Below are 12,310 nucleotides of genomic sequence, written 5' to 3' on the forward strand. Positions count from 1 at the left end.
GTGCAATTTAAAGATACAATTACCTTAGCATTTACTGGTGCATCAGGCGCACCATATGGGTTAAGGCTGTTGGAAGTGTTACTTGAACAACAATTTCAAGTGTATGTGCTTATCTCAAGTGCCGCGCGTGTAGTTTTTGATACCGAGTCCAATATAAAGTTATCAGGGAATGAAGATAAAGCTACCGAGCAGTTAAGTGCATTATTTAACGCCAAGAGCGAACAATTAAAGGTATTTGGCAAAGATAACTGGTTCAGTCCTGTAGCTTCGGGCTCTGCAGCGCCGAAAAAAATGATAGTATGTCCATGTAGCGCAGGATCTGTGTCTGCGATTGCAGTCGGCGCATCAGATAATTTATTAGAGCGCGCTGCCGATGTGGTGATAAAAGAGCGAGGTCAACTTATTTTAGTGCCACGCGAAACCCCGTTTAGCGAAATTCACTTAGAAAATATGCTCAAATTATCGCGTTTAGGGGTCACTATCATGCCCGCTGCTCCTGGGTTTTATCATCAACCACAAAGCATAGAAGACTTAGTTGATTTTATGGTGGCGCGAATTTTAGATCATTTAAATATTGAACATAATCTCACAAAGCGCTGGGGTTATGGTGAGGGTAAGAAATGAATAAGCAAAATATTGCTTTAAATATTGAAGGCCTTACCAAGGTTTACAAAAATGGGGTTGAGGCAGTAAAAGGCGTTGATTTACAAGTGTATGAAGGTGACTTTTTTGCACTGTTAGGTCCAAATGGGGCGGGTAAATCAACCACTATTGGGGTGATATCTTCTTTGGTAAATAAGACCAAAGGTAAAATTGAAGTATTTGGTCATGATATTGATACCGACCTTGAAGCGGCAAAAGCCAACTTGGGCTTAGTGCCACAAGAGTTTAACTTCAGTCAGTTTGAAACCCTAACCCAAATACTCGTTAATCAAGCAGGTTACTACGGTGTACCGCGCGGCGAAGCGCACAAACGTGCTGACAAGTACTTAGCACAACTTGGGCTACTTGAGAAAAAAGATAAACAAGCGCGTACCCTTTCTGGTGGTATGAAGCGTCGCTTGATGATTGCACGCGCCTTAATGCATGAACCAAAGCTACTTATTTTAGACGAACCAACAGCGGGCGTTGATATAGAGCTGCGCCGCTCAATGTGGGACTTTTTAAGGCAAATTAACGAACAAGGCGTGACCATTATTTTAACCACTCACTACCTTGAAGAAGCCGAATTACTCTGTAAAAACATCGCTATAATTGATACCGGCCGTATAGTTGAAAACACCACCATAAAAGCCTTGTTGGCTAAATTAGACAAAGAAACCTTTGTATTGGATTTAAAACAGCCTACCAATCCGGTGACGCTTGAAGGGTATAATTTTATCATGACTGATGATCACACCATTGAAGTTGAGGTGGCTAAATCACAAGGGCTTAATGCTGTATTTAGCGCGTTAACCGAACAAGGCAATACTGTGCTAAGCATGCGTAATAAAGCGAATCGATTAGAAGAATTATTTGTAGGTTTATTAGAGCAAGGGCGGGGCGAATAAATGTTTAAATATGGCGTAGCCTTGAAGAGTATTTGGATTAAAGAGTGTATTCGCTTTTTGCGTATTTGGGTGCAAACCTTAGTGCCGCCAGCGATTACTATGAGTTTATATTTTGTTATTTTTGGGAATTTAATAGGCTCGCGTATTGGCGATATGGGCGGCTTTAGTTACATGGAGTTTATTGTTCCTGGCCTTATTATGATGTCAGTTATAACAAACTCTTACTCGAATGTGGCTTCGAGCTTTTACTCAACTAAGTTTCAAAAAAGTATTGAAGAGTTATTGGTTGCACCTGTGCCTAATTACATCATTGTGTTGGGTTATATGGGCGGAGGCATGACCCGTGGCATTATGGTGGGCTTTATTGTAACGTGCGTTTCTTTATTTTTTGTAGATATACAAATACATAATATTTTTGTGATTATAGCCACTGTTATTCTTACCTCGGCGGTGTTTGCCTTGGGCGGGTTAATCAACGCTATTTATGCAAACAGCTTTGATGACATAAGTATTATTCCGACCTTTATTTTAACGCCTCTAACTTATTTAGGCGGGGTGTTTTACTCAATCACTTTACTGCCTGATTTTTGGCAGATGGTATCGCAAATAAACCCGATCATTTATATGGTTAACGCATTCAGATACGGATTTTTAGGTGTTTCTGATGTTGATTTAACAGTTGCGATTGCGGTGTTGTTGGTGTTTATCAGCGTATTATTTACTTTAGCACTTACGCTAATTAAAAAAGGTGTGGGGCTAAGACACTAATGAGCGATGCAAATTCACGTAGTATTGTATCTAATCAAGCGGGACTTCATGAAAAGCTTGATGAAATAGTTAATAAACACTTACAAGCCGAGTTTAAAAAGCCAATTGCAGCGCATACTCAAACCGCATTTGATGAAGTTAATGCTAAGGTGCAAGCCTTTGATGGACCGCTTATTCTAGACTCCTGTTGTGGCGTTGGCGAAAGCACTGCTAATTTAGCGAAACGTCATCCTGATGCGTTAGTTGTGGGCATTGATAAGTCATCTCACCGACTTGATAAGCATGATGTTGAGTATAAACAAACTGAGAGTGGTCAATACATTTTGGTGCAAGCTGACTTAAATGATTTTTGGCGTTTAGCTGTCGCTGCTAATTGGCAGCCTACTCATCATTATTTGTTATACCCAAATCCGTGGCCTAAGTCTAAGCACATTCAACGGCGCTGGCATGGGGCGGCTATCTTCCCCTTTATTGTAAAACTAGGTGGTTTGCTTGAAGTGCGCAGTAACTGGGATATCTATGTTAAAGAGTTTGCCAGAGCGCTAGAATTAACAGGGCATCCATGTGAAACTGCATTGTTTGAATCAGACGAAGCAATTACCCCTTTTGAGCGTAAGTACTGGGCCAGTGGTCAGCAAAGCCACCGACTAGCCATTAATCTTAACAACTAACTCATTGCTTTTTTAAAGTCAGTAACATGTGGCGTTGATTTGCCAAGGTAGCTACCTTGCATCAGCGTCACATTTAGCTGGCTGAGCAACTCTGCAACTGTATTACTTTCTACCGCTTCAACAACCAATTCAAGTTCAAGCTGCTGAGCTATATCAGCGATATAGGTTATAAATAGCGACGTATTTGCATCATTTAACAGCTGCTTTGTGATTGCACCATCGAGTTTAATACCATCAACCTCCACTTTTAAAGTATTAAGGGTATTAATAAACTCATTACCCCAGCAGTGCATCACCACCTTTGCACCCTTACTTTTTACCATTGCGATAAATGACTTTATTTCGTAGTAATGTGAAATAACCTGCGACTCTAAAATTGAAATAGTGATGTTTTCAGGATTAGGATAGCGATGAAGTTCATAGGCAATATGATCATAAATAGTGGGATCAGCAATGTTTTCAGCGCACACAGTTAGCTCCCAACAAATTGCCGATTTACGAAAACGTGAAACACATTGAGTAAATAGGGTATGGGTTAACATGCCATTCAATCGCAGTCTATCTAGTGCATTTGCAAAGGTGTCAGGGGTTAAAATTTCTCCTTGTGAGGTGACTATTCTCGGTGAGCAATCATACCTAATAACTTCATCGGTATGAGTATTTATAACCGGCTGAAAGTAAGGAACAACACGATGAGCATCAAATGCTTCACGAATTTCTTTTGCTATTTCAACATTATATAAATATAGAGATTTAGCGTCGTTAATTGCCTCACAGTAGTTAACTATGCTCTGATCGCCCTGTTTTGATTGCAGTAACGCAATATGAGCATTCTTAAGCAGTAATGACTTGTTGCCTCTAGCTACACCAGCGTTAAGGGTAATATAAATAAACGGCTGATTTAAAAACGGTATATTTTTATTATGCGACTGGATGATGCTATATAGCTCATCAAAGGGGGTTTCTTTATCTGTCAAAATAGCGAGTTTATTTGTTGCAATACGATAAATACGTGCATGCAAACGGACTTGCTGCTTAAAGTGAGTGAGCAGCTTTTTCATCACTGTATCGGCTGTTTTTGTGCCAAAAAAGCGACTGATATTATCAATTTCGTTTACTAAAATAATCGCAATTTGAAGATGGTGCTCATTACTTTTTTTCAGTCTTTTTTCTAGAGCGAAATGATTTGCAAATCCGCTTGCATGGTCGTTCATTAGTGAACGACGTACTCCATAGTAATAAAGAATATAAACTATCAATAAAATAATGATCACGCAGCTAAAATGAAACACAGACTGATATAAGTCAGCTTTTAACGCATTGCTAATTTTATCAACGCTAATATCTGCAGCCGTAATATAGGTTCTGCCATTTTTTGCTAAATGAGGAATATACACTGTTTTAGAATGGCCGCGATGCGCTGTTGAGGTTTCAAAAATAGGGGATGTCGATAAAAATGCAGCTATGTTGATGGGCGTGGCTTCGGGATAAAGATCTAAAAACTGAGTAACTTTACCGTTATTTTGATCATCTTGGGTGTAACTAGAGGCAGTAAAATAAACATTCTCATCAATCAGTACCATTGAATATAAATAATCTATATTTAAATCATTGGCCAACGCCGAAAGCTGGTCAGCTTTATTTTGATAGCTTGAAAAGCTAATTTCTTGCGCTACTTTATCGTGATAATCACTACCTAAAATGTACTTTACGCTGGTGGCAGCATTTAATAAACGATTATCAATGCTGCGCATCACATTATTGTTGATTGCGGTGTAGGTGTAGTAACTGTAAATTATTAAGCTGACTAAAAAAAGACGGTACCGAGCGCCAACCGAGTTAATTTTAGATTTCCTTTTAGCATGTAACATCCTTATTTTTTGTTAGATTTATTATACTTAAAAATTATAAATGCCCAATATTTTAATTACCCTTTGTACTAAATATAAAAAATAGTTAAATGTTATCTACTTTGTATTGTCTTTTATGGCTTAAAACGAGACATTTTTGTCATATTGCAGTAAAGTTAGCGCAATTTTTCAGAAATGCCGTTGCTTAAAAACACCTCAAATTAGCGTGTTTTACAAACTAACAGGTGTTTTAGTCACACACTAGGTATGAAGATGGATCAAAAGCGTTGTGCCGTCGCCTCTAAAGAAAGCCTCAAACGGATATTTACCGTTCCTGAGGCTCCAGACTCAACTTTGAGCAAGATAGAGCTTGAAATTTCGAGTAACTTAGCAGGTTTCTTAAACGAAAATATCGCGGCAATTGAAAAACCGTTACATGAAATAGAAAAAGATTTTCAATCGGCGGCCATCCCTGAAGAGCCAACGTTTGTGTCTTGTTATGCTCAAGATATAATGGAACAGCTGGTTGCTCATTCTGTACATACCGCAGCGCCAAGCTTTATTGGTCATATGACGTCTGCTCTGCCACATTTTTTACTGCCGCTATCTAAATTAATGGTTGGGCTTAATCAAAACCTGGTAAAAATAGAAACCTCAAAAGCGTTTACCCCATTAGAACGTCAAGTTTTAGGAATGATGCATCATTTAGCTTATGGACAAAATGATGGCTTTTATTCTAAATGGATGCACAGTGCAAAAACCTCTTTAGGGGCATTTTGCTCTGGTGGCACTGTAGCTAACATTACTGCACTTTGGATTGCCCGCAACCGCTTGTTAAAAGCAGATGGCAATTTTAAAGGCATTGCTGCACAAGGTTTAGTGGCGGGAATGATCCACTATGGTTACAAAGGACTGGCGGTTTTAATCTCTGAGCGAGGTCATTACTCGTTAGGCAAATCGGTAGATTTACTAGGTATTGGCCGTGAGAATTTAATTGGTATTAAAACATCGGCTGATAATAAAGTAGATGTAGATGCTATGCGAGAAAAAGCGCTAGAGCTTGAAGCGCAAGGCATTAAAGTGATGGCAATTATTGGTGTAGCCGGGACGACAGAAACCGGTAATATTGACCCACTTGAAGACATGGCTAATTTAGCACAAGAAATTAATTGTCACTTTCATGTTGATGCGGCATGGGGCGGAGCCACCTTACTGTCTAATACCCATAGGCATCTTTTAAAAGGGATTGAGCAAGCAGATTCAATTACCATTGATGCGCATAAGCAAATGTATGTGCCGATGGGGGCCGGTTTAGTCTTATTTAAAGACCCTGCTGCTACCGATGCCATAGAGCATCATGCTGAATATATTTTACGTAAAGGCTCTAAAGACTTAGGTAGCCATACGCTTGAGGGGAGTCGCCCTGGTATGGCGATGTTAGTGCATGCTTGCTTACGTGTTATTGGTCGTAAAGGCTATGAAATGCTTATCGATCGCAGCATTAAAAAAGCCCGTTACTTTGCTGATTTGATAAAAGCAGATGATGACTTTGAATTAATATCTGAACCTGAGCTGTGTTTATTAACTTATCGTTATGTCCCTAAGCAAATTAAAAATGCGATAGCACATGCAGATGCACAAACCCGTTTAGATATCTTTGCCGCGCTTAATCGCTTTACTGCTAGCATGCAAAAACGACAACGTGAATCGGGTCGCTCGTTTGTATCGCGAACGCGCTTAACGCCAGTTCAATATGATAATCAACCAACTGTGGTTTTTAGAGTGGTGCTTGCGAATCCGCTTACATCAGGTGCAATATTAAAAGAGATATTAGAAGAGCAGAAAGAACTAGCTCAAACCGACCCTGTATTTAAAAAGTATTTACGAAAATATATGTAACTAACCTGAACTCTGGTTAAGAGATTTACTAACATATTGAATCAAAATGATATTTATGTTTATTTTCTCTAGCCAGAGATTTTCAGTGAAAACAAGGCGAACTTACGCGTCAATAGCTGGCCTATTGCAAGTAAGTTCAACGCAGTTAGCGCAGAAAATAGCTGCTTGAGATGGATTTATTATTCAGAGCTCAGGTTAGTCATAAATGCTACAACAAAAAAGACGCTCAATAGCGTCTTTTTTGTTACTGATTAAAAGCAACTCGCCTTTATGAGGTTGCTGATAATTTGTTGTGAAGGCTTGATTTTTTCCATCGCTAAATATTCATCGGGCTGATGCGCTTGATTAATTGAACCTGGCCCCATGACGATGGTTTCACAACCTAGTTGTTGTATAAATGGTGCCTCAGTACAGTAATTAACAGCCACCGCTTTTTGCCCTGCTATATTTTCGGCTAGTTTAACTAACGCGCTGTCGGTGCTTCCTGTAAAGGCTGGAATTGGCTCATGTAAATCAATCACACTAACCGAATTAGGGTATTGCTGGTTTATATCGAAGGTTGCATCAAGCAGCAATGCTTGCAGCTCTTGTACACTTAAGCCAGGTAGAGGGCGCATATCAATATGCATTTCACAGCAACCGCAAATCCGATTCGCGTTATCGCCCCCATGAATATTGCCTAAATTGAGCGTTGGGTAAGGAATTTTAAAGTAATTTATTGAATATTTATTCTTAAGTTGTTCTTTTAAGATTAGCAATTTTGTAATCACTTTGTGCATCACTTCGATGGCGTTAAGACCCCGTTCGGGATCTGAGCTATGTCCTGAACGGCCAACGACTCTGATTGCTGTACTCATATGACCTTTATGGGTAAATACTGGCGTCATATCAGTAGGCTCACCAATAATACAGCGACTTGGTTTTAAATTTGGGTGCTTACAAATTTGTTGTGCGCCAGCCATAGTGGTTTCTTCGTCTGCGGTGGCTAATATTAAAATTGGTTGTGTTTGTTGTTTTTCATCCAGCTCACTAATAGCCTGCAGTACAAAAGCAAAAAAGCCTTTCATATCAATACTACCTAAGCCATATAGTTTATTATTTTGCTCGGTTAATTTAAATGGATTGTGGTTCCAGCGGCTATCATCAAATGGCACTGTATCAGTGTGCCCAGCCAGCATTAAACCGCCGTCGCCTTGACCGCGTTTTGCTAATAAGTTGTAGCGACCTTTGTTGCCTTCTAACTCTATTATTTCACAGGTAAAACCTAGGCTTTCACACCATTGCGCTAGCAATTCAATGACACTTTTATTACTCATACATAAATGCTCTTCAATGGCACTAATAGAAGGGGCAGCAATCAATTGCTGGTACATCGAAATAAATGACGGCAGAGACATAAAAAATTCCAAAATAATTATTCATTTTAATTGCATAACAATATAAAAGTATTTATGATGAATATCAATTCACTTTTTAAGCATAAATATATTAAAGTTACGCCATGAAAATAATACGACGATAGTTATCACTCATAAATTTAATCTGCTTGGCTGGGTTACACCCAAGTGTAAACAAAAAGCATTGAATGTGGTCACTAATTTTAGATAAAGAGTAAGTAATGAACGTAGTAATTATAGGTGCCAGCGGTTACAGCGGCGCAGAACTGGCTAGCTTGGTAGCAAAACATCCCACCCTTTCGTTAACTGGCTGTTATGTATCAACGCAAAGTTTAGATAAACATAAGTTGCTTAGTGAGTTGTATCCTGAGCATTTAGGCTTACTTGATTTACCTCTGCAGCCACTAAATGAACATGCACTTGCTGATATCACTCATTCAGCAGATTACGTTTGTCTGTGTACCGATCATAAAGTAAGTGTGGATTTAGCGCCTCAGTTTTTAGCGATGGGCAAAAAGGTATTTGACCTTTCCGGTGGCTATCGTCTTGCAAGTAATGATGATTACCTTACTTATTATGGTTTTGAACACCAACACCCAGAACTACTTAATCAAGCGGCATATGGTCTTGCTGAATGGAATAGTAAAGCCATTACTGATGCTCAGCTAGTTGCTGTTGCTGGCTGCTATCCAACGGCTGCATTAAATGCATTAAAGCCTCTTCAACAAGCGTGCTTGTTGAGTGATGAAAAAATTATTATTAATGCGGTTTCTGGTGTAACGGGCGCAGGGCGTAAAGCCAGCCTAGGGACTCATTTTTGCGAAGTTTCGCTGGCACCCTATGGTTTGTTTAATCACCGTCACGGGCCTGAAATACAACAGCATCTTGATCATGAGGTGTTATTTACTCCTCATTTAGGTAATTTTCCGCGCGGTATTTTAGAAACTATTTATGTGCAATTAAAGCCGGGTGTGACCAGTGAGCAAGTAGCTAAAGCTTATCAAGTATTAGCGGATGAGCCATTAATTCGTTTGCTTGGCAGCAAAATCCCCTCAATTAAAGGGGTGGCCAAACAACCTTATGTAGATATTGCGTGGCAGCAGCAAGGCTCACAGTTAATAGTAATGGCAGCAATTGACAACTTATTAAAAGGGGCAGCTGGTCAGGCTTTGCAATGTATTAATTTATCAATGGGCTTGCCTCACACTACAGGTCTAATAGGAGCGTTTAGATGAGGAGTAAAACGTGGGTTATTAAACTCGGTGGTGCAGTACTCAATACTGAAAATGCAGCTAAAGCATTATTTGAAATACTCAACGAGCAAGATGATGCTCAGTTTGTGATTGTGCATGGTGGTGGCTCATTAGTTGATAGCTGGTTAAAAGAGGCTGGTTTTGCCAGTGCTAAACACCAAGGTTTACGTATTAGCCCTAAAGAACAGATGCCTTATATTGTTGGAGCCCTTGCGGGTGCGGCAAATAAACAACTCATGGCGCAAGCAATTAGTGTTGGCCATAAGCCGGTGGGGTTAAGTTTATATGAAGCAGGGATCACCGCCTCGCAAAAATTAAAAGCATTGGGTCAAGTAGGTCAATGTCACAACAATTCAGATTCTATTATTAATGATTTACTCAGTGCTGGCCGGTTACCAATCATCAGCTCTATCGGCTTTGATGAGCAGGGCTTGTTATACAACATTAATGCCGATGAAGCAGCAGCCGCAATAGCTAATAATTTAAATGCAGAACTTATTTTTATGACAGATGTAGAGGCGGTACTTGATGCTAATAAGCAGCCTTTACATCAACTTGACACAAAACACATTGATACTTTAATTGCAGAGGGAGTAATTTTGGGCGGGATGGAGGTCAAAGTTAAGACCAGTCTTCACGCTGCCCAACATTTACGACGCGGTGTGTACATTTCCAGCTGGCAAAAGCCAGAAAACTTAACTGCTTTGCTGCAAGGCGAGCATGTCGGAACTAAAGTAACACCATAGGTTGAACATGTTTAAAGATTTTTTAACGGGTCTAGAATTAGACCAACAAGGCGCACTAAATTTATTAAAGTTAGCGCAAGATATTAAAGAAAGCCCAAGTAAATATAGCCAAGTGCTAGCTGGTAAGTCAGTGGTTACTTTGTTTGAAAAGCAAAGTTTACGTACTCGCCTTTCATTTGATATTGGTATAAACCGTTTAGGGGGCCATGCGGTTTACCTTGACCAACAAAATGGTGCAATGGGCGCCCGCGAATCAATAAAAGATTTTGCCTTAAATATTTCGACTTGGGCCGATGGGATTGTTGCTCGGGTTAATCAGCACAGTACGTTAACGACACTCGGTGAGTATTCATCCGTTCCTGTGATTAACAGTTTGTGTGATTTATATCACCCATGCCAAGCATTAGCTGATTTTTTAACGCTACAAGAAGTACATGGTGATGTTAGCCAGTTAAAGCTTGCCTACTTAGGTGAGGGCAATAATGTCACGCATTCATTGATGCTGTTAGCCGCTACTTTAGGAACCGACTTTGTCGCTGTAACACCAAAAGGGTGTTCACCTGATTCGCAAGTGCTTAAAAAAGCAGAGCAAATAGCAGCGATGAATGGCGCTTCTGTAATGGTAAGTGACAGGGTTGAGGCTGCAGTCGGTGCTAATATTGTTTATGCCGATACCTGGGTATCTATGGGGGATACAACTCCTCTTGAGCAAGTAAAAGAAAAATACATGCCTTATCAATTAAATCAGGCATTGTTAGAAAAAACAGGTGCAACTACGGTATTACATTGCCAACCGGCACACCGTGAGTTTGAAATTACTTCTGAGGTAATGGATGGCCCTGCATCAAAAATTATACAGCAAGCAGAAAACCGCATGCATGCGCAAAATGCGCTATTAGTTACATTGTTAAATCCAAATTTTGTTAAGGAACACCTATGAGTTCAATTAAAAAAGTCGTTTTAGCCTATTCAGGTGGTCTTGATACATCGGCTATCGTGCCATGGTTAAAAGAGAACTACGGCTGTGAAGTTATTGCCTTTGTTGCCGATGTTGGCCAAGGAGCTGAAGAACTTGAAGGCGTAGAAGCTAAAGCTATAGCGTCTGGTGCATCTGAGTGTTACGTGGTTGATTTAAAAGATGAGATGGTAAGCGATTATATTTACCCAACGCTTAAAACGGGTTCTATATATGAAGGGACTTATTTACTTGGTACTTCTATGGCGCGTCCAATCATTGCTAAAGCGCAAGTTGAAATTGCACGTAAAGTAGGTGCCGATGCACTTTCTCATGGCTGTACGGGTAAAGGTAATGACCAAGTACGTTTTGAGTCATGTTTTGCGGCACTCGCACCTGATTTAAAAGTGATTGCGCCTTGGCGTGAGTGGGATTTATCAAGCCGTGAATCACTATTAGATTATTTAGCTGAGCGTGATATTCCATGTTCTGCGTCAGCAACTAAAATTTACAGTCGTGATGCCAACGCATGGCATATTTCTCACGAAGGCGGTGAACTTGAAGACCCTTGGTGTGAACCAAGTGAGCAAGTATGGACCTGGACTAACTCACCAGAGCAAGCACCTGATAAAGCCGAACACGTCACTTTATCGGTTGTTGAAGGTGAAGTGGTTGCTGTAAATGGCGAAGAGCTTAAACCTTATGATTGTTTAGTTAAATTAAACGACATTGCATCACCTCATGGTGTGGGGCGTGTTGATATAGTAGAAAACCGTTTAGTGGGTATGAAATCGCGTGGTTGTTATGAAACGCCAGGCGGTACTGTGATCATGGCAGCGCTTCAAGCAATTGATGAGTTAGTACTTGATAAAGCGAGCCGTAAATGGAAAGAAATACTCGGTGGTGAATTTTCACACTTAGTTTACGACGGTCGTTGGTTTACGCCGCTAAAAGATTCTATTTTAGCCGGTGCAGAAGCGCTGTCTACACTAGCAACGGGCGAAGTGGTACTTAAGCTTTATAAAGGCCAAGTCACTGCGGTTCAGAAAAAATCACCTAACAGTTTATATAGCGAAGATTTTGCTACCTTTGGTGAAGACGATGTTTATGACCAATCGCATGCAGAAGGCTTTATTCGTTTATTCTCGCTATCAAGCAGAATTTCAGCATTAGCTAAAAAGTAATTTTTTACGCCCATTGGAATTAAGGGGCTATTATCGG

11 protein-coding genes are annotated in these 12,310 nt (G+C 40.1%); 9 read left to right on the forward strand and 2 right to left on the reverse strand.

The features are described 5' to 3' along the window. Genes AB8618_RS03340 through trmB form a run of 4 tightly spaced genes read left to right on the forward strand, consistent with a single transcriptional unit; the run spans position 1 to position 2,989 of the window. Positions 1 to 624, forward strand: coding sequence for a flavin prenyltransferase UbiX (locus AB8618_RS03340; RefSeq protein WP_413401366.1), 624 nt, complete (start codon positions 1 to 3; stop codon positions 622 to 624). After that, complete coding sequence (locus tag AB8618_RS03345) at positions 621 to 1,550, forward strand: ABC transporter ATP-binding protein (RefSeq protein ID WP_413401367.1); 930 nt, start codon at positions 621 to 623, stop codon at positions 1,548 to 1,550. Before AB8618_RS03340 ends, AB8618_RS03345 begins: the two co-directional genes overlap by 4 nt. After that, positions 1,551 to 2,318 carry an ABC transporter permease gene (locus tag AB8618_RS03350; protein ID WP_010391022.1) on the forward strand — a complete coding sequence of 256 codons (768 nt, stop codon included), beginning with the start codon at positions 1,551 to 1,553 and terminating at the stop codon, positions 2,316 to 2,318. Then, complete coding sequence (gene trmB, locus AB8618_RS03355; protein WP_413401368.1) at positions 2,318 to 2,989, forward strand: tRNA (guanine(46)-N(7))-methyltransferase TrmB; 672 nt, start codon at positions 2,318 to 2,320, stop codon at positions 2,987 to 2,989. Before AB8618_RS03350 ends, trmB begins: the two co-directional genes overlap by 1 nt. On the opposite strand, the gene AB8618_RS03360 is transcribed toward trmB, so the two are convergent. Further along, positions 2,986 to 4,743 carry a GGDEF domain-containing protein gene (locus tag AB8618_RS03360; RefSeq protein WP_409424829.1) on the reverse strand — a complete coding sequence of 586 codons (1,758 nt, stop codon included), beginning with the start codon at positions 4,741 to 4,743 and terminating at the stop codon, positions 2,986 to 2,988. The genes trmB and AB8618_RS03360 overlap by 4 nt on opposite strands. 369 nt (positions 4,744 to 5,112) lie before the next feature. Between AB8618_RS03360 and panP the strand changes: the two genes are divergently transcribed. After that, positions 5,113 to 6,738: a pyridoxal-dependent aspartate 1-decarboxylase PanP gene (gene panP, locus AB8618_RS03365; RefSeq protein WP_413401370.1), complete on the forward strand. Its 1,626-nt coding sequence runs from the start codon at positions 5,113 to 5,115 to the stop codon at positions 6,736 to 6,738. 251 nt (positions 6,739 to 6,989) lie between these two features. On the opposite strand, the gene argE is transcribed toward panP, so the two are convergent. Further along, positions 6,990 to 8,135 (reverse strand): acetylornithine deacetylase, encoded by a 1,146-nt coding sequence (gene argE, locus AB8618_RS03370; RefSeq protein WP_413401371.1) that lies wholly within the window; start codon positions 8,133 to 8,135, stop codon positions 6,990 to 6,992. Positions 8,136 to 8,356: 221 nt separating this feature from the next. Here argE and argC point away from each other — a divergent pair, with 221 nt between their 5' ends. Genes argC through AB8618_RS03390 form a run of 4 tightly spaced genes read left to right on the forward strand, consistent with a single transcriptional unit; the run spans position 8,357 to position 12,273 of the window. After that, positions 8,357 to 9,370: an N-acetyl-gamma-glutamyl-phosphate reductase gene (gene argC / locus AB8618_RS03375; protein ID WP_413401372.1), complete on the forward strand. Its 1,014-nt coding sequence runs from the start codon at positions 8,357 to 8,359 to the stop codon at positions 9,368 to 9,370. Next, a complete protein-coding gene (gene argB / locus AB8618_RS03380; protein WP_413401373.1) occupies positions 9,367 to 10,134 on the forward strand; it encodes an acetylglutamate kinase in 768 nt (255 codons plus the stop codon). The genes argC and argB overlap by 4 nt, the downstream gene beginning before the upstream one ends. Before the next feature lie 7 nt (positions 10,135 to 10,141). Continuing rightward, complete coding sequence (locus AB8618_RS03385) at positions 10,142 to 11,074, forward strand: ornithine carbamoyltransferase (RefSeq protein WP_413401374.1); 933 nt, start codon at positions 10,142 to 10,144, stop codon at positions 11,072 to 11,074. Continuing rightward, the gene (locus AB8618_RS03390) at positions 11,071 to 12,273 is read left to right on the forward strand and encodes an argininosuccinate synthase (protein ID WP_418157332.1); all 1,203 of its coding nucleotides are present in this window, start codon (positions 11,071 to 11,073) and stop codon (positions 12,271 to 12,273) included. The genes AB8618_RS03385 and AB8618_RS03390 overlap by 4 nt, the downstream gene beginning before the upstream one ends. Positions 12,274 to 12,310: the final 37 nt, after the last annotated feature.

Source organism: Pseudoalteromonas sp. RW-H-Ap-1, assembly GCF_048318575.1.
Taxonomy (GTDB): Bacteria; Pseudomonadota; Gammaproteobacteria; order Enterobacterales; family Alteromonadaceae; genus Pseudoalteromonas.